Raw genomic sequence first — 15,653 nt, forward strand, 5'->3', positions numbered from 1 at the left:
CATCATACCGGCCGGGGCCGGTGCCGCGCCCAGAGGGTCTCCGCCAGGGCCTCGAGGCCCACCCCCTCCTCCGCCAGGACCAAAAGAAGGTGGAAGAGGAGGTCCGCGGCCTCGTGGCGGAGCTCCTCTGGGTTGTGGTTTTTGGCGGCGATCATGACTTCCCCCGCCTCCTCCCCGATCTTCTTCAGGATGCGGTCCAGCCCCTCCCGGTGTAGCCGGGCCACGTAGCTCCCCTCGGGGAGGGTCTTCAGGCGCTCCTCTATGGTGGCGTAGACCTGGGCCAGGACGAAGCCGAGAGGGGGGTTCCCGGGCAGGAGGGCCCGGTGGAAGCAGCTCCTCTCCCCGGTGTGGCAGGCGGGGCCCTGGGGCAGGACCCGGTAGACCACCGCGTCCCCGTCGCAGTCCAGGAGGACCTCCACCACCTCCTGCACGTGCCCGGAGGTCTCCCCCTTGCGCCAGAGGGCCTTCCGGCTTCGGCTGTAGAAGGTGCTCCGCCTCGTCCTTAGGGTTTCCTCCAGGGCCTCCCGGTTGGCGTAGGCCAGGGTGAGGACCTCCCCCGTGCGGGCGTCCTGCACCACCACCGGCACCAAGCCCCCTTCGTCAAAGCGCACCTGGGAAAGGTCAATCAAGGCGCACCTCCACGCCCCTTTGGGCCAGGAAGCCCTTGAGCTTTGGGATGGAGATCTCCCCGAAGTGGAAGACGCTGGCGGCCAAGGCGGCCTCCGCCCCCGCGGCGAAGGCCTCCAGGAAGTGCTCCATCCGGCCGGCGCCCCCGCTGGCGATCACCGGCACGTTCACCGCCTGGGCCACCATCTCCGTGAGCTTCAGGTCGTACCCCTCCTTGGTCCCGTCCCGGTCCATGCTGGTGAGGAGGATCTCCCCCGCGCCCAGCTCCGCCCCCCGCACCGCCCACTCCACCGCGTGGAGGCCCGTGGGGATGCGCCCCCCCGCCACGTGGACCTCGGGGAAATCCCCCTTCCAGCGGGCGTCAATGGCCAGGACCACCGCCTGGGCGCCGAAGTGGTCGGCGAGCTCGGCGATGAGCTCGGGGCGCCGGACGGCCGCGGAGTTCACGCTCACCTTGTCCGCCCCGGCCTTGAGGAGCCGCCTGGCGTCCTCCACGCTCCGCACCCCGCCCCCCACGGTGAGGGGGATGAAGACGGACTCCGCCACCCTCGCCACCACGTCCAGAAGGATGGCCCGCTCCTCGTGGGTGGCGGAGATGTCCAGGAAGACCAGCTCGTCCGCCCCGCTCCCGTCGTAGGCCCGGGCGGCCTCCACCGGGTCCCCCGCGTCCTTTAGGTTCACGAAGTTCACCCCCTTCACCACGCGGCCCGCGTGGACGTCCAGGCAGGGGATGATGCGCTTGGCCAGGCCCACGGGGCCATTATAGGCCACTTTCCCCAAGGCCTTTCCCCTGCTAGAGTGGGAGGGATGGAACGGGTGAACGTGGTGGGCGCTGGGCTTGCGGGGAGCGAGGCCGCCTGGACCCTCCTCCGCCTGGGGGTGCCCGTGCGCCTTTTTGAGATGCGACCCAAGCGCATGACCCCCGCCCACGCCACCGACCGCTTCGCGGAGATCGTCTGCTCCAACTCCTTAGGGGGGGAAGGGGAGACCCAGGCCAAGGGCCTTCTCCAGGCGGAGATGCGCCTTGCGGGAAGCCTGGTCATGGAGGCCGCCCATAGGGCCCGGGTCCCCGCCGGGGGGGCCCTCGCCGTGGACCGGGAGGAGTTTTCCGCCTACATCACGGAGAGGCTTTCCGCCCACCCCCTTTTGGAGGTGGTGCGGGAGGAGGTGCGGGAGATCCCGGAGGGCATCACCGTCCTCGCCACCGGCCCCCTTACGGGCGAGGCCCTAGCGGAGGCCCTGAAGCGGCGCTTCGGGGACCACTTCCTGGCCTACTACGACGCGGCAAGCCCCATCGTCCTCTACGAGAGCATTGACCTCACAAAGTGCTTCCGTGCGGGCCGCTACGGCCAGAGCGCGGACTACCTGAACTGCCCCATGACGGAGGAGGAGTACCGCCGCTTCCACGAGGCCCTCCTCGAGGCCCAGCGCCACACCCCCCACGAGTGGGAGAGGCTAGAGTTCTTCGAGGCCTGCGTGCCGGTGGAGGAGCTCGCCCGCCGGGGCTACCAGACCCTCCTCTTCGGCCCCATGAAGCCCGTGGGGCTCAAGGACCCCCGCACGGGGCGGGAGCCCTTCGCCGTGGTCCAGCTCCGCCAGGAGGACAAGGCGGGGCGGATGTGGAGCCTGGTGGGCTTCCAGACCGGGCTCAAGTGGCCCGAGCAGAAGCGCCTCATCCAGATGATCCCCGGGCTGGAGAACGCGGAGATCGTGCGCTACGGGGTCATGCACCGGAACACCTACCTGAACGCCCCCCGGCTCCTCCAGGAGACCCTGGAGTTTAAGGGGGAGGAGGGCCTCTTCGCCGCGGGGGTCCTGGCGGGGGTGGAGGGCTACCTAGAAAGCGCGGCCACGGGCTTCCTCGCCGGGCTCAACGCCGCCCGCAAGGTCCTTGGCCTTCCCCCCACCGCCCCCCCGGAGGAGAGCATGCTGGGGGCCTTGGTGCGTTTCCTGGCCACGGCCAACCCCGAGGGCTTCCAGCCCATGAACGCCAACTGGGGCCTGGTGCCCCCGGTGGAGGTCAAGGACAAGAAGGCCAAGCGCCAGGCCATGTACCAAAGGGGCCTACAGGCCTTCGCCCGCTGGCTGGAGGAGCTCCTCCCCGTGCCCAACCCTTAGTCCGCCGCCACCCCGATCCTCTCCGCGATCTCCGGGATCCTGGCCAGGAAGACCCCGGTGGGGCTTCCCGAGCGGGCCACCTCCTCCGGGGTGCCCTCGGCCACGATCTCCCCGCCCCGGTCCCCCCCTTCGGGGCCCAGGTCTATGACCCAGTCCGCGGTCTTCACCACGTCCAGGTTGTGCTCGATGACCACCACGGTGTTCCCCGCGTCCACCAGGCGGTGGAGGACGTCTAGGAGCTTGGCCACGTCGTCAAAGTGGAGGCCGGTGGTGGGTTCGTCCAGGATGTAGAGGGTGCGGCCCGTGGCCTTGCGCCCCAGCTCCGTGGCCAGCTTGATCCGTTGGGCCTCGCCCCCGGAGAGGGTGGGGGAGGGCTGGCCCAGCTTCATGTAGCCCAGGCCCACGTCCACCATGAGCTGGAGCTTGCGGGCGATGGTGGGGATGTTCTGGAAGAAGTCCAGGGCCTCCTCCACGGTCATGTCCAGCACGTCGGCGATGTTCTTGCCCCGAAGCTTCACCTCCAGGGTCTCCTTGTTGTAGCGCTTGCCCTTGCACACCTCGCAGGGCACGTAGAGGTCGGGGAGGAAGAGCATCTCAATCTTTACCGTGCCGTCCCCCCCGCAGGCCTCGCACCGGCCCCCCTTCACGTTGAAGGAGAAGCGGCCGGGGCCGTACCCCCGTTTCCTGGCCTCCGGGGTCTTGGCGAAGAGGTCGCGGATCTCGTCAAAGATGCCGGTGTAGGTGGCGGGGTTGGAGCGGGGGGTGCGGCCGATGGGGGACTGGTCTATCTCGATGACCTTGTCCAGGTGCTCGAGGCCCTCCAGGGCCTCGTAGGGCCCGGGGACGGCCTTGGCCCGCATGAGCTTCTGGGCCAAAGCGGCGTAGAGCACGTCGTGGATGAGGGTGCTCTTGCCGCTGCCCGAAGGCCCGGTCACGGCCACGAAGCGGCCTAGGGGGATCCTCAGGGTGACCCCTTTCAGGTTGTTGGCCCTAGCCCCCTTGAGGACCAGCCACTTCCCGTTCCCCTTCCGCCTTTCCCGGGGCACGGCGATCTTCTTCTCCCCCCGGAGGTAGGCCCCGGTGAGGCTTCTTGGGCTATTCAGGATGGCCTCCAGGGGGCCTTCCGCCACCACCTCCCCCCCGTGGATCCCCGCCCCCGGGCCCATGTCCACGATCCAGTCCGCGGCCCGCATGGTCTCCTCGTCGTGCTCCACCACGATGAGGGTGTTCCCCAGGGCCTGGAGGCGCTTCAGGGTCCGGATGAGGCGCTGGTTGTCCCGGGGGTGGAGGCCGATACTGGGCTCGTCCAGCACGTAGAGCACCCCGGTGAGCCCCGAGCCCACCTGGGTGGCCAGGCGGATCCTTTGGGCCTCCCCGCCGGAGAGGGTGTTGGCCGCCCGGTCCAGGGTGAGGTAGTCCAGGCCCACGTCCACCAAAAAGCCCAGCCGCTCCACGATCTCCCGCAGGATGGGGTGGGCGATCTTGGCCTGGAAGGGGGGGAGCTTTTCCTCGAGGCCCCGGAAGAACTCCAGGGCCTCCCGCACCGGGAGGGCCGAGACCTCGGCGATGTTCTTCCCCGCCACCCGCACGGAGAGGACCTCCTTCTTGTACCGCGTCCCCCCGCAGACCGGGCAGGGCCTTAGGCTCATGAACCCCTCCAGGACCTCCCGCACCCCTTCGGACTCCGCCTCCTGGTAGCGCTTTTCCAGCCAGGGGATGACCCCCTCGTAGTGCACCTCCACCCGGAAGGTCTCCTTCCCCCCCCGGCGGAAGACCACCTGGAAGGGCTCGGGGAGGCCGTAGAGCACCGCCTTCTGGGCCTCCTCGGGCAGGTCCTTGAAGGGGGTCTTGAGGTCAAAGCCCAGGTGCTCCGCCAAGGCCCTAAGCCGCTCCCAGAGGTAGCTCCGGCCCGTGTCCCGCCCCCGGGCCCAGGGGAGGATGGCCCCTTCCGCCAAGGAGGCCTCGGGGTTCACCACCAGGGCGGGGTCAAACTCCTGCTTGTACCCAAGCCCCGAGCAGGCGGGGCAGGCCCCGTAGGGGGCGTTGAAGGAGAAGATGCGGGGTTCCAGCTCCTCCAGCACGCTCCCGTGCTCCGGGCAGGCGAACTTCTCCGAGAAGAGCTCCTCCTCGCCCAGGTCGGGGTAGAGGACCCTTAAGAGGCCTTCCCCCCGGAGGAGGGCGAGCTCCACCGCCTCCGCGATCCGGGGCCGCTCCTCTTCGCGGAGGGCCACCCGGTCAATGACCAGGTCAATGTCGTGCTTTTCGTACTTTTCCAGATTCAGCCCCTGGGCCTCCTCCAGGGGGTAGATGACCCCGTCCACCCGCACCCGGGCGTACCCCTCCTTGAGGAGCTGGGCGAAGAGCTTGCGGTACTCCCCCTTCCTTCCCCGCACCAGGGGGGCCATGAGGATGGCCCGGGTCCCCGGGGGGCGGGCGAGGAGGCGGTCGGTGATCTCCGTGGCGGACTGCTTCTCTATGGGGCGGCCGCACTCGGGGCAGTGGGCGGTGCCCACCCGGGCGAAGAGGAGGCGGAGGTAGTCGTGGATCTCCGTCACCGTGCCCACGGTGGAGCGGGGGTTGTGGCTGGTGGTCTTCTGGTCAATGGAGATGGCAGGGGAGAGGCCCTCGATGCTCTCCACCTCGGGCTTGTCCATGACCCCCAGGAACTGGCGGGCGTAGCTGGAGAGGCTTTCCACGTAGCGCCGCTGCCCCTCCGCGTACAGGGTGTCAAAGGCCAGGGTGCTCTTCCCCGAGCCCGAAACCCCGGTGATGACGATGAACTTGCCCCGCGGAAGCTCCAGGCTGATGTTCTTGAGGTTGTGCTCCCGCGCGCCCCGGATGACGATGCGGTCCATCCGTGGAAGTATACCACCCCTTCCCAGGAGGGGCTAGGGTCTAGAGGCGGAGGTGGAGGAGGGGCACCCCAAGCCCGGGGGTTCGGGCCAGAGGGCCATCCGCCGTGAGGAGAGGGGCGGAAAGCCTCCGGGCCAGGGCCACGTAGAGGGCGTCGTAGGCCGAAACCCGTTCCCTAAGGCCCCAGGCCTCTTCCAAAAGCGCGCGGTGGTCCACCCGCCTTAGGGGCCAGCTCCTGAGGTCTTCCACCGCCTCTTGGGCCCGTTTTTCCGAAAGCCTTCCCGATAGGACGGCTTTTCTCAGGACGGCCAGAACCTCCGCGTCCAAAAGGGCAGGGGCGTAAAGGAGGTGTTCCCCGACCAGGGCCTCCACCTGGAGCCCGAGGGGGGTGCGGAGGAGGTATTCCGCCGCGGCAGAGGCGTCTAGGACGAGCCGCCCCACCGTTCCTCCCGCGCTTCTTCCAGGAGGGCGCCGGCCGGTACCCCGAGGTGGACCGCTTCCCGGCCCCTTAGCCGTTCCTCCCACTCGGCCCGCTCCACCTCCCGCTCCAGGGCCCTTAGGACCCATTCGCTGAGGGAGACCCCCTGGGCTTTGGCCTGGCGGAGGAGGCGGGCCTTGAGCTCCGGGGGGACCCTCTTGACCTGAAGGGTGCTCACGGCATGATTTTAGCATGCTAAAGTGGGGCTATGGCATCCCACTTCCGCCGGGAGTCCGAGGAAGCCCCCCTGGTGGTGGAGCGCCTTCTCCGGGAGAACCGGGGTGAGGTGGAGGGCCTGGCCGCCTTCCTCCGGCGGCGCCCCCCGGCCCTGGTCCTCACCGTGGCCCGGGGGAGTTCGGACCACGCGGCCCTCTTCGCCAAGTACCTCCTCGAGGCCCGCCTTCTCTGGCCCACCCTCTCCTTCGCCCCTTCCGTCCTCACCCTCTACCGGGCCAGGCCCCGCCTGCCCCACCCCGCCCTCCTCCTGGCCTTTAGCCAAAGCGGGGAAAGCCCGGACGTGGTGGAGGCGGTGCGGGCCTTCCGGGAGGCGGGGGTCCTCACCGTGGCCTTGGTGAACCGGGAGGATAGCCCCCTGGCCCAGGCGGCGGAGGTCCTCCTCCCCCTCCACGCGGGGGAGGAAAAGGCGGTGGCCGCCAGCAAGAGCTTTCTCGCCATGCTGGCCGCTTTCCTCCAGCTTTTCGCCCACCTCCTGGAGGAGGGGCGCCTAAGGGAGGCCCTCCCCCTCCTCCCCGAGGCCCTCTTCCGGGCCCTGGGGGTGGAGGGGAGCCTGGAGTACCTGGAGGAGGCGGAGGGGCTTTTCGCCCTGGGCCGGGGGTTTGCCTACCCCCTGGCCCTCGAGGCCGCCCTCAAGCTCAAGGAGGTGGCCGCCCTCCACGCGGAAGGCCTTTCCCTGGCGGAGTTCCTCCACGGGCCCCAGGCCCTATTGGAAGAGGGCTTTCCCGTTCTCGCCCTGGTGCAGAAGGACGAGGCCTTTGAGGGTGCCCTTTCCGCTCTGGAGGGTCTTAAGGCCAAGGGGGCCCACCTCCTGGTCCTCTCCGCCGAGCCCGACGCCCTGGCCCTGGCCCATAGCCCCCTCAAGGTCCCCCTGGCCCTCCCCCCGGAGCTCAACCCCCTCCTCCTGGCCCAGGCCTTCTACCCCTTGGCCGAGGCCCTGGCCCGGGCACGGGGCCAGGACCCCGACCGGCCCCGGCACCTTTCCAAGGTCACCCGGACCCGGTAGGGAAAGGCAGCGTTAGAACACCCTCCCCCCTAGGGGCACGGGCCTCTCCGGGGTGAGGAGGACCACCCGCCCCTCCTCGTCCGGTACCCCCAGCACCAGCACCTCCGAGGGGAAGCCGGCCACAGAGCGGGTGCCCAGGTTCACCGCGCAGACCACAAGCCGCCCCACGAGCTCCTCCGGGCGGTAGAGCTCGGTGATCTGGGCCGAGCTCGTCTTTACCCCTAGGGGCCCGAGGTCAATCCAGAGCTTGTAGCTGGGTTTTCTGGCCTTCTCGTGGGGCTCGGCCTTTAGGACGCGCCCCACCCTTAGGTCCAGGAGCTGGAAGGCTTCCAAGGGGTTCATGGAAGGTATTCTTCCAGCTTGGCTTTCCCTTAGCAAGCCCCCATAATGGCCTTCGTGAAGGGAGGGGAACGCACCTTCTACCTCGGGGCCCTCATGGGCCTGGTGGCCTTCAGCATAGACGTGATCCTGCCGGCCCTTAAGGCCGCCATGGCCCACTACGGGGTCCCTGAGGCCCAGGGGGGGCTGCTCGTGAGCCTCTACTTCCTGGGCTTCGCCTTAGGCCAGTTCCTCTTTGGTCCCCTGGCGGATGCCTTTGGAAGGCGGCCGGTGCTCATGGGGGCCCTTTTGGGCTTTCTCCTTGCGGGAAGCCTTACCCTGTTCGCCCCCACCTTTTCCCTCCTCCTTTGGGCCCGGGTCTTCCAGGGGTTCTTCGGGGCGGCCTTCCGGGTGGTGGCCACCGCGGCCATCCGCGACCTCTACCGGGGGGAGGCCATGGCGAGACGGCTTTCCCAGGCCCTCTTCGTCCTCCTCCTGGCCCCCGTCCTGGCCCCGAGCCTAGGGGTGGCCCTCCTCCCCTTGGGCTTCCGCGCGCCCTTTGCCTTTCCTGTGCTCCTCGCCCTCCTCGTCCTCCTTTGGGGGGCTTTGCGCTTTGGAGAGACCCTCCCCGAGGAAAGGCGGAGGCCCCTGGCCCTGGGGACCCTTTGGGAAGGGCTTCTTCTTGTGCTAGGGGACCGGCGGGCCCTCCTCTACACCCTGGCCCTGGGGGCCCTTTTTGGGGTGCTCTACGCCTACCTGAGCGCCGCGCCCCTCCTTTACGGGCGGCTTGGGCTTTCGGGGCTTGGTTTCGCCCTGGCCTTTGGGGGCACGGGCCTCCTCCAGGCCCTGGCCAACCTCCTAAACGGGCGCACGGTGGAGGGGCTAGGCCTTGCCCGAAGCCTCCGCTTAAGCCTCCTCGCCCTCCTCCTGGCCTTGGCCTTTCTTCCCCTCACCGCCCTTTTCCCCAGCGCCCTGGGGCTTTGGCTCCACCTCTCCCTGGTCCTCTTCCTGGTGACCCTGGCCTTCCCCAACGCCCAGGCCCGGGCCCTCGAGGGCCTTGGGCGGGTGGCGGGCCTGGCGGCGAGCTTCACGGGGTTTTTCTCCACCCTTCTCGCGAGCCTTCTAGCCACGGGGGTGGGGCAGGCCTCGAGGGGGGAGCCCGTGCCCTTCGCCTTGGGCCTTCTCCTTTTGGGCCTCCTCGCCTTCCTGGCCCAACGGGGGGCGGAGGCCTAGACCAAAGCCCCCCTTCCCCCTTAGCCTGGTGGGTATGTACGAGGGGAAGATCCTTTACGAGGGCCTCACCTTTGACGACGTGCTCCTCCTTCCCGACTACTCCGAGGTCCTCCCCCGGGAGGTTTCCGTCAGGACCCGGCTCACCAAACGGCTTTGGCTCAACATCCCCATCCTCTCGGCGGCCATGGACACGGTGACGGAGGCGGAGATGGCCATCGCCATGGCCCGGGAGGGGGGGCTTGGGGTCATCCACAAGAACCTCCCCATCGAGGCCCAGGCGGCCATGGTGCGCAAGGTGAAGCGCTCGGAGGCGGGGATGGTCCAGGACCCGGTGACCCTCCCCCCCACGGCTACCCTGGAGGACGCGGAGAGGCTCATGCGGGAGTACCGCATCGGGGGTCTGCCCGTGGTGGACCTTTACGGGAAGCTTCTGGGCCTGGTCACCAACCGCGACCTGCGCTTTGAGCGGGACCTGAAGCGCCCCGTGACCGAGGTCATGACCCCCTTTGAGCGCCTCGTCACCGCGCCCCCCGGCACCACCCTGGAGGAGGCGGAGGAGCTCCTAAGGCGGCACAAGGTGGAGAAGCTTCCCCTGGTGGACGAGGCGGGGCGGCTGAAGGGCCTCCTCACCCTGAAGGACATCGTGAAGCGCAAGCAGTACCCCAACGCCGCCAAGGACGAGAAGGGCCGCCTCCTGGTGGGGGCCGCGGTGGGGGCGGGCCGGGACTTGCCCGAGCGGGCCGCCGCCTTGGTGGAGGCGGGGGTGGACGTCCTGGTGCTGGACTCCGCCCACGGCCACTCTAAGGGCATCCTGGAGGCCCTCCTCTACCTCAAGGAGACCTTCGGGGACAAGGTGGAGGTCATCGCGGGGAACGTGGCCACCCGGGAGGGGGCGAGGGCCTTGGCGGAAAGGGGGGCGGACGCGGTGAAGGTGGGCATCGGCCCGGGGTCCATCTGCACCACCCGGGTGGTCACCGGGGTGGGGGTGCCCCAGATCTCGGCCATCCTCGAGGCCGTGGCCGGGGTGGCGGGCCTGGACGTGCCCATCGTCGCCGACGGCGGGATCAAGTACACCGGGGATGTGGCCAAGGCCCTGGCCGCGGGGGCCCACACGGTGATGCTGGGGAGCATGCTGGCGGGCACGGACGAGGCCCCCGGGGAGGAGGTCTTGAAGGACGGGCGCCGCTACAAGCTCTACCGGGGCATGGGCTCCTTGGGGGCCATGAAGCAGGGCTCCGCGGACCGCTACTTCCAGGAGGCGGGGAAAGGCGGGGAGACCGAGGCCAAAAAGCTCGTCCCCGAGGGGATTGAGGGCATGGTGCCCTACAAGGGCCCGGTGGCGGATGTCCTCTACCAGATCGTGGGGGGCCTGAGGAGCGCCATGGGCTACGTGGGGGCGCCGGACATAGAGACCTTCCGCCAGAAGGCCCGCTTCGTGCGCATGACCATGGCCGGGCTCATCGAGAGCCACCCCCACGACGTGGTGGTGATCAAGGAAGCCCCCAACTACTCCCGCTAGGCCTTTACTCCTCACCAAAAAGCCGCTTCAGGGCCTCCCCGCCTCCCCTTTTCCGGGCGGGGCGGAAGAGGCCCTCCTTTTCCTCCAGCTTCCCCTCTTGCACCAGGGCCTTCAGGGTGTCCTCCAGCTCCTTTTTGGAAAAGGGCTCCCCTTCCTCGTCCAGATAGCGCTGGATGTCCTTGAAGGTGGCGTAGCGAAGGGCCTCCACCGCCCGCATGACCCAGGCCTTGCGGTCCATGGCACCATCCTACCCCGCGCCCCTGGGGCAAGCTGAAGGGGTGGACCCCTACCGGGAGTACCAGGACTACGTGGTGGCCTCGAGGCTCCTCCTGGCCCGGGGCTTGGGCCGGGAGGTGCTTTCCCTAGCCCAGTACGCCAGGCTCCGCCTGAGGCGGCTGGAGCTTGCCCGATCCGGGCGGTTTGCCGAGCTGGAGGCCCTGGACGAGCGCCTCCGCTACGGGTACTGGACGAACCCCTTGCGCCTTAAAGCCTTTGTGGAGAGGACCAAGGACGCTCCCTACTGGGCCTCCCCCGAGGCCTTTGAGGCTCTCCTTTTCCCCGAGGAGCGCGCCCGCCTCCGCCACCCCGGCCAGGCCGGGGCCTACTACCTGGGCTTCCTGCGCCTGCCCCACCTCCTCATGGCCCCCCTGGCCTTTGAGGAGGCCCTAAGGGAACAGGAGGAAAGGGCCCGGGACCTCCCCCTCTTCCTCAACGCCTTCCACCGGGTGGCGGGGGGGTGAGGGGGGCTTGGGCTGCATACCCCTTTACAACTCCGCAAACCGGTGTATAATAAGGATGTACCCCAAAGGAAAGCCTTAGAAGAGGTAAAGGACCGCCCGCCCCTCCACCACCTCCACCCGGATGGGGCCCAGGGCCTCGTTCTCCAGGGTGAGGGTGGTGGCCTTGAGCGGCGTGGGAGGGAGGTTCCACCTCGCCCCCTCCACCCCCAAGGTGGCCTCGGGGTAGGGGAGGAGGCTGAAGGGGGTGCCGGGGGGGAGGGGGAAGGCGTGCACTCCGGGAAGGAGGGGGAAGGCCCGCGTAAGCCCGTCCGTGAGCTCCACCTTTAAACCCTTTTGGGCCAGGGCGAAGGCCAGGTTCAGGTGGGCCAGGGTGTGGTCCAGCCGACCCCCAATCCCCCCGAGGAGGAGGACCTCCTCCGCCCCCAGGGCCAGGGCCCGCTCCAGGAGGGCCTCCCCGTCCGTCTTGTCCTTGGCCCGGGGGAGGATCTCCTTGGGGGCTTTCAGGGCCCGTTGGAGCCAGGGGGGGCTGGAGTCCATGTCCCCAAGCCAAAGCTCCGGCACCGCCCCCAGGGCCAGGGCGTGCCGGGCCCCGGAGTCCGCGGCCAGAAGGCGGAAGCCCTCAAGCCTCTCCTTCAGGGCCTCCGTCACCAGGAGGGGCCCGCCTAGGAGGAGGGCGAAGTGGCTCATCCTTCCTCCAGGGGCAGGGCCAGCCCAAGGTCCAGCGCCAGGGGAATGGGGGCCCCCTCCGCCGGGCCCTCGGGGGCCTCGAGGTAGAGCCTAACCCCCCTCACCCGCACCCAAAGCCCCACCCGCCCTCCGAAGAAAAGCCGCTCCTCCACCACGCCAGTAAGCTCCCCTCCTGGTCTCAGCGCCCTCGGAGGGAGGAGGTGGGGCCTTGGGGGAAGGCCTAAGGCCTCGCTTTCCTCGGGGGAGAGGAGGTTTTTGTGGCCCAGGAAGCGGGCGGTCCAGGCATCCTTTGGCCTTCCGTAGACCTCCTCGGGCCGCCCCACCTGCACCACCCGCCCGGCCTTTAGGATGGCCAGGCGGTGGGCCAGGAGGAAGGCCTCCTCCTGGTCGTGGGTCACCAGCAAGGCGGTGACCCCTTCCTCCCGGAGGGTCCTCCGGAGGAAGAGGAGGAGCTCCTCCCTGAGCCTCCGGTCCAGGGCCCCCAGGGGCTCGTCCAGGAGGAGGAGCCTGGGGCGGGGGGCCAGGGCCCGGGCCAGGGCCACCCGCTGCTGCTCCCCCCCGGAAAGGGCCCCGGGCTTCTTTTGGGCGTGGGGGGTGAGCTCCATCCTCTCCAAAAGCTCCGCCACCCGCCTCTCCCGCTCCCCCTTGGGCCAGCGGGCCTCCACCAGGCCGAAAGCAATGTTCTCCGCCACGCTGAGGTGGGGGAAGAGGGCGTAGTCCTGGAAGAGGAAGCCCACCTTGCGCCGCTCGGGGGGGAGGGGGGTGAGGTCCTCCCCCCTAAAGCGCACGAAGCCCTCGTCCGGGGGGAGGAGCCCGGCGATGAGCTTTAGGAGGGTGCTCTTCCCGCTTCCCGATGGGCCCAAAAGGGCCAGGACCTCCCCTTCCGCCGCCTCCAGGTGGGCCTCGAGGCGGAAGCCGGGAAAGGCCTTCTTAAGGCTAAGCGCCAGCACCCCCCCATTAAAGCAAAGGCCCCGGGGACCTCCCGGGGCTTCCTTCAACGCACCCTTTACTTCAGGCCGATCTTCTTGCGCTCCTCCAGCACCTGCTGGGGGGTAAGCTTCTTGCTCCTCAGGGCCTTCACCTCATCGGCGGTGAAGGGCTTGAAGCCCTTGACCTTCTTGTCGTCCCCCCAGGCGGTGGAGATGTGGTTGAGCAGGGCGGCGATCTCCTCGTCCTTGAGCTGGCCGTAGGCGGGCATGGCCCCGTTGTACTTCATGCCCTTCACCTCAATCGGGCCCTGGAGGCCGTTGAGGAGGACCAGGATCAGGTACTCCCGCCCGCCCTTCAGGTTCAGGACCTCGCTCACGTGGCCCGCCAGGGGCGGGAAGGCCCCGGGAAGGCCCTGCCCGGTGGCCTGGTGGCACCCCGCGCACTGGGCGTAGAGCTTGGCGCCGTCCGCCTGGGCCAAGGCCAGGCTGCCCAAAACCAGAAGCCCTAAGATGGTCCGCTTCATCGCTAACCCTCCGGGGGATAGGGTATTTTGTCCCGGGGCCCGCGTCAAGGGGTATGGCTTTAGCCTTCCTTAAGCTATCGGTTCTCACGGAGGAAGGGGGTTACTTCGGTGAGGGCGGCCTTTGGTTTACCCGTATGGGGTTTATCCCTGCGCGAGATCCGGCTGCGCCCTCCGGGAAAGGGGAGGGTTTGACCCCCTTTGGCCTTGGGGTAAGTGTTTTGTTTTTACCCGTAAAGGAGAGGCTTATCTGTGAGGGGGTCCCCCTTTGTGAAAAGTGTATTTTTGTTGACAAACCCCTGACGGCGCAGTAAGGTACAAATGTCCTTGGGGTGTACCCAGGCGGAGTAGTGTATGCGCCGTTACGGGGTGGCGGTTCTCCTGATGGTCCTCTTGGGGTGGGTGCAGGGCGCCCAGACCGATTTCTCCCGCTGGTATCCCTACGGCGAGGCCCTGGCCTTGGCCCAGGCCCACGGCCGGGTGGTGATGGTGTACTTCCACAGCCCCCACTGCCCTTACTGCGACCAGATGAACACCTTCGTCCTCTCCGACCCCAGGGTGGCCAGCCTCCTGGAGAGCCGCTTCGTGGTGGCCTCCGTATCCACGGAAACCCCGGAGGGCCAGGACCTGGCCCGGCGCCACCGGGTGCCGGGCAACCCTACCTTTGTCTTCCTCGTCCCCAAAGGGGGGGCGTGGGAAGAGGTGGGCCGGCTTTTTGGCAGCCGGCCCCGGGCGCAGTTTCTGGAGGAGCTGCGCCGGATGTGCGCCAAAGGAGGTGCGTGTGAATAGGCGAGGCTTTCTGAAGACCACCGGCTTGGCCCTCGGGGCCCTGGCCGTAGCCGGCTTCCCGGCCAAGGCCCAGGCCCTGGAGGGCGAGGACCTGGCCAACCTGGAGAAGGCCCTCCAGGAGGCCTTGGGCAAGGGCTTTAAGGACCTGACCCCCTCGAGCGCCATCAAGCTCACCATGCCCGCCATCGCGGAGAGCGGGGCCAACGTGCCCGCGGAGGTGGAGGTGAACCTGCCCTCTAACCAGATCAAGGCGGTGCACCTCTTCGCGGACAAGAACCCCACCCCGAGGCTCGTCACCTTCATGCCCATGAAGGCCCTGCCCTACTACGCCACCCGGGTCCGCCTGGCGGAGACCACGGCGGTGCGGGCGGTGGTGGAGACCACCGACGGCAAGCTCCTTCTGGCCTCGGCCAGCACCCGCGTGACCGTGGGTGGGTGCGGTTAAAGGAGGTAGACCATGGCCATCCGTGTGATCGTACGCCTAACGCCCGCCAAGCCCAAGGCGGGGGAGGAAGTGAAGCTCCAGGCGGTGGCCCAGCACCCCAACGAGCCCGGCACCCGTCGGGATGCGGAGGGGAAGCTCATCCCCGCCAAGTACATCAACCTGGTAGAGGTCTACTTTGAGGGGGAAAAGGTCTCGGAGGCCCGCCCCGGCCCCTCCACCAGCGCCAACCCCCTCTACGGCTTCAAGTTCAAGGCGGAGAAGCCGGGCACCTTCGTGGTAAGGCTGAAGGACACCGACGGGGATACGGGCGAGGGTTCCGTCAAGCTGGAGCTGGCGTAGGCGAGGCGCCCGGGGGAACCCGGGCGCTTTATGGAGGTGGGGTATGCGGGTATGGGTTTGGGGCGTTTTTCTGGCCCTCATGGCGTTCGCCCAAGGCACGGACCCGCGGGAGGAGGCCAAACGCCAAAAGGAGCTCCTCCTCCAGACCGCGGGCATCCTGCCCACGGAGCTGGTGGTCCAGCAGGGGGAGGAGCTCTTTAACCGCAAGGGGCCTTCTGGGAAGACCATGGCCGAGTGCGATTTCGGCCTGGGGAAGGGGGTGCTGGAGGGAGCGGCCGCCCGGCTTCCCCGCTACTTCCTGGATACGGGCCGGGTGGAGGACCTGGACGGCCGCATCGTGACCTGCCTGACCAGGGTCCTGGGCTACAAACCCCAGGAGGTGAAGCGGCAGGAGGTGGTGGCCCTGGCCTTTTACATCGCCAGCAAGTCCACCGGGCACAGGATCCAGGTGCGCCTCCTCTTCCCGGAAGAGAGGGCCCTTTACGCCTTGGGGGAAAAGCTCTTCTACGCCCGAAGCGGCCAGCGGGACATCGGTTGCGCCACCTGCCATATAACCTACGTCAAGCGCCGGGCGGGGGTCCTGCCCTACGCGGACGTCCTGGGGGAGGACAAGTCCTGGACCCACTGGCCCGCCTACCGCTACTCCAACGACCAGATCTGGACCATGCAGGACCGCATCCGGGCCTGCTACGGCAACATCGGCCACCCGCAGCCCAATTTTTACTCCACGCCCATCCTGGCCCTAGAGCTCTTCCTGGCCTATAACAACAACGGGGCCGTGGTGGAAGAGTGGCCCGCCTTCGTGCGGTAGAAGGGG

19 protein-coding genes are annotated in these 15,653 nt (G+C 68.5%); 9 read left to right on the forward strand and 10 right to left on the reverse strand.

Annotated features, from left to right (window positions below; genetic code table 11):
• Window positions 1–2 precede the first annotated feature (2 nt).
• Both hisIE and hisF read right to left on the reverse strand, forming a co-directional pair.
• On the reverse strand, window positions 3–626 hold the full coding sequence (gene hisIE / locus B043_RS0106570; RefSeq protein WP_026234163.1) for a bifunctional phosphoribosyl-AMP cyclohydrolase/phosphoribosyl-ATP diphosphatase HisIE: 624 nt from the start codon (window positions 624–626) through the stop codon (window positions 3–5).
• Entirely contained in the window at window positions 622–1,380 is a 759-nt protein-coding gene (hisF, locus tag B043_RS0106575) for an imidazole glycerol phosphate synthase subunit HisF (protein WP_018461376.1), read from the reverse strand. Before hisF ends, hisIE begins: the two co-directional genes overlap by 5 nt.
• 54 nt (window positions 1,381–1,434) lie before the next feature.
• Here hisF and trmFO point away from each other — a divergent pair, with 54 nt between their 5' ends.
• The gene (gene trmFO, locus B043_RS0106580) at window positions 1,435–2,745 is read left to right on the forward strand and encodes a methylenetetrahydrofolate--tRNA-(uracil(54)-C(5))-methyltransferase (FADH(2)-oxidizing) TrmFO (protein ID WP_018461377.1); all 1,311 of its coding nucleotides are present in this window, start codon (window positions 1,435–1,437) and stop codon (window positions 2,743–2,745) included.
• Here the strand turns inward: trmFO and uvrA are convergent.
• Genes uvrA through B043_RS0106595 form a run of 3 tightly spaced genes read right to left on the reverse strand, consistent with a single transcriptional unit; the run spans window position 2,742 to window position 6,254 of the window.
• Window positions 2,742–5,600 carry an excinuclease ABC subunit UvrA gene (gene uvrA / locus B043_RS0106585; RefSeq protein ID WP_016329847.1) on the reverse strand — a complete coding sequence of 953 codons (2,859 nt, stop codon included), beginning with the start codon at window positions 5,598–5,600 and terminating at the stop codon, window positions 2,742–2,744. The two genes, trmFO and uvrA, sit on opposite strands and share 4 nt — an antisense overlap.
• A gap of 40 nt (window positions 5,601–5,640) precedes the next feature.
• Complete coding sequence (locus tag B043_RS0106590; RefSeq protein ID WP_016329846.1) at window positions 5,641–6,039, reverse strand: type II toxin-antitoxin system VapC family toxin; 399 nt, start codon at window positions 6,037–6,039, stop codon at window positions 5,641–5,643.
• On the reverse strand, window positions 6,021–6,254 hold the full coding sequence (locus B043_RS0106595; RefSeq protein ID WP_018461378.1) for a YlcI/YnfO family protein: 234 nt from the start codon (window positions 6,252–6,254) through the stop codon (window positions 6,021–6,023). The genes B043_RS0106590 and B043_RS0106595 overlap by 19 nt, the downstream gene beginning before the upstream one ends.
• A 30-nt stretch (window positions 6,255–6,284) precedes the next feature.
• Here B043_RS0106595 and B043_RS0106600 point away from each other — a divergent pair, with 30 nt between their 5' ends.
• The gene (locus B043_RS0106600; RefSeq protein WP_018461379.1) at window positions 6,285–7,316 is read left to right on the forward strand and encodes an SIS domain-containing protein; all 1,032 of its coding nucleotides are present in this window, start codon (window positions 6,285–6,287) and stop codon (window positions 7,314–7,316) included.
• Between the two features lie 12 nt (window positions 7,317–7,328).
• On the opposite strand, the gene B043_RS0106605 is transcribed toward B043_RS0106600, so the two are convergent.
• Window positions 7,329–7,658 carry a tRNA-binding protein gene (locus B043_RS0106605; protein ID WP_016329841.1) on the reverse strand — a complete coding sequence of 110 codons (330 nt, stop codon included), beginning with the start codon at window positions 7,656–7,658 and terminating at the stop codon, window positions 7,329–7,331.
• 45 nt (window positions 7,659–7,703) lie between these two features.
• On the opposite strand from B043_RS0106605, the gene B043_RS0106610 reads away from it, so the two are divergent.
• Both B043_RS0106610 and guaB read left to right on the forward strand, forming a co-directional pair.
• Window positions 7,704–8,867, forward strand: a complete 1,164-nt coding sequence (locus tag B043_RS0106610; protein WP_026234164.1) for an MFS transporter — start codon at window positions 7,704–7,706, stop codon at window positions 8,865–8,867.
• 34 nt (window positions 8,868–8,901) lie between these two features.
• Window positions 8,902–10,386 carry an IMP dehydrogenase gene (gene guaB / locus B043_RS0106615; RefSeq protein WP_016329839.1) on the forward strand — a complete coding sequence of 495 codons (1,485 nt, stop codon included), beginning with the start codon at window positions 8,902–8,904 and terminating at the stop codon, window positions 10,384–10,386.
• 4 nt (window positions 10,387–10,390) lie between these two features.
• Here the strand turns inward: guaB and B043_RS0106620 are convergent, their stop codons facing one another.
• A complete protein-coding gene (locus B043_RS0106620) occupies window positions 10,391–10,624 on the reverse strand; it encodes a hypothetical protein (RefSeq protein ID WP_018461381.1) in 234 nt (77 codons plus the stop codon).
• Between the two features lie 40 nt (window positions 10,625–10,664).
• Here B043_RS0106620 and B043_RS0106625 point away from each other — a divergent pair, with 40 nt between their 5' ends.
• A complete protein-coding gene (locus B043_RS0106625; protein ID WP_018461382.1) occupies window positions 10,665–11,126 on the forward strand; it encodes a hypothetical protein in 462 nt (153 codons plus the stop codon).
• A gap of 75 nt (window positions 11,127–11,201) precedes the next feature.
• Here B043_RS0106625 and B043_RS0106630 read toward each other — a convergent pair whose 3' ends face one another.
• From B043_RS0106630 to B043_RS0106640, 3 genes are read right to left on the reverse strand one after another with little or no spacing between them, the layout of a single operon-like run.
• A complete protein-coding gene (locus tag B043_RS0106630) occupies window positions 11,202–11,813 on the reverse strand; it encodes a thiamine diphosphokinase (protein ID WP_018461383.1) in 612 nt (203 codons plus the stop codon).
• Window positions 11,810–12,763, reverse strand: a complete 954-nt coding sequence (locus B043_RS0106635; RefSeq protein ID WP_026234165.1) for an ABC transporter ATP-binding protein — start codon at window positions 12,761–12,763, stop codon at window positions 11,810–11,812. The genes B043_RS0106630 and B043_RS0106635 overlap by 4 nt, the downstream gene beginning before the upstream one ends.
• A gap of 56 nt (window positions 12,764–12,819) precedes the next feature.
• Window positions 12,820–13,266, reverse strand: a complete 447-nt coding sequence (locus B043_RS0106640) for a c-type cytochrome (protein ID WP_018461385.1) — start codon at window positions 13,264–13,266, stop codon at window positions 12,820–12,822.
• Between the two features lie 351 nt (window positions 13,267–13,617).
• On the opposite strand from B043_RS0106640, the gene B043_RS0106645 reads away from it, so the two are divergent.
• The 4 genes from B043_RS0106645 to soxA are packed head-to-tail and all read left to right on the forward strand — an operon-like array spanning window position 13,618 to window position 15,647.
• Window positions 13,618–14,052: a SoxW family protein gene (locus B043_RS0106645; protein WP_016329833.1), complete on the forward strand. Its 435-nt coding sequence runs from the start codon at window positions 13,618–13,620 to the stop codon at window positions 14,050–14,052.
• Entirely contained in the window at window positions 14,045–14,497 is a 453-nt protein-coding gene (soxY, locus tag B043_RS0106650) for a thiosulfate oxidation carrier protein SoxY (RefSeq protein WP_016329832.1), read from the forward strand. Before B043_RS0106645 ends, soxY begins: the two co-directional genes overlap by 8 nt.
• 12 nt (window positions 14,498–14,509) lie before the next feature.
• Window positions 14,510–14,836, forward strand: a complete 327-nt coding sequence (gene soxZ, locus B043_RS0106655) for a thiosulfate oxidation carrier complex protein SoxZ (RefSeq protein ID WP_016329831.1) — start codon at window positions 14,510–14,512, stop codon at window positions 14,834–14,836.
• A gap of 43 nt (window positions 14,837–14,879) precedes the next feature.
• Complete coding sequence (gene soxA, locus B043_RS0106660; protein WP_018461386.1) at window positions 14,880–15,647, forward strand: sulfur oxidation c-type cytochrome SoxA; 768 nt, start codon at window positions 14,880–14,882, stop codon at window positions 15,645–15,647.
• Window positions 15,648–15,653 lie beyond the last annotated feature (6 nt).

The sequence above is a fragment of the Thermus oshimai DSM 12092 genome (assembly GCF_000373145.1).
GTDB lineage: Bacteria > Deinococcota > Deinococci > Deinococcales > Thermaceae > Thermus > Thermus oshimai.

What these genes read in the sequence shown, in the direction of transcription:
- uvrA (WP_016329847.1), bottom strand. Translation starts at nt 5,600, where the DNA reads ATGGACCGCATCGTCATCCGGGGCGCGCGGGAGCACAACCTCAAGAAC.
- guaB (WP_016329839.1), top strand. Translation starts at nt 8,902, where the DNA reads ATGTACGAGGGGAAGATCCTTTACGAGGGCCTCACCTTTGACGACGTG.
- B043_RS0106600 (WP_018461379.1), top strand. Translation starts at nt 6,285, where the DNA reads ATGGCATCCCACTTCCGCCGGGAGTCCGAGGAAGCCCCCCTGGTGGTG.
- B043_RS0106640 (WP_018461385.1), bottom strand. Translation starts at nt 13,266, where the DNA reads ATGAAGCGGACCATCTTAGGGCTTCTGGTTTTGGGCAGCCTGGCCTTG.
- B043_RS0106620 (WP_018461381.1), bottom strand. Translation starts at nt 10,624, where the DNA reads ATGGACCGCAAGGCCTGGGTCATGCGGGCGGTGGAGGCCCTTCGCTAC.
- B043_RS0106610 (WP_026234164.1), top strand. Translation starts at nt 7,704, where the DNA reads ATGGCCTTCGTGAAGGGAGGGGAACGCACCTTCTACCTCGGGGCCCTC.
- trmFO (WP_018461377.1), top strand. Translation starts at nt 1,435, where the DNA reads ATGGAACGGGTGAACGTGGTGGGCGCTGGGCTTGCGGGGAGCGAGGCC.
- soxZ (WP_016329831.1), top strand. Translation starts at nt 14,510, where the DNA reads ATGGCCATCCGTGTGATCGTACGCCTAACGCCCGCCAAGCCCAAGGCG.
- B043_RS0106645 (WP_016329833.1), top strand. Translation starts at nt 13,618, where the DNA reads ATGCGCCGTTACGGGGTGGCGGTTCTCCTGATGGTCCTCTTGGGGTGG.
- soxA (WP_018461386.1), top strand. Translation starts at nt 14,880, where the DNA reads ATGCGGGTATGGGTTTGGGGCGTTTTTCTGGCCCTCATGGCGTTCGCC.
- B043_RS0106605 (WP_016329841.1), bottom strand. Translation starts at nt 7,658, where the DNA reads ATGAACCCCTTGGAAGCCTTCCAGCTCCTGGACCTAAGGGTGGGGCGC.
- B043_RS0106630 (WP_018461383.1), bottom strand. Translation starts at nt 11,813, where the DNA reads ATGAGCCACTTCGCCCTCCTCCTAGGCGGGCCCCTCCTGGTGACGGAG.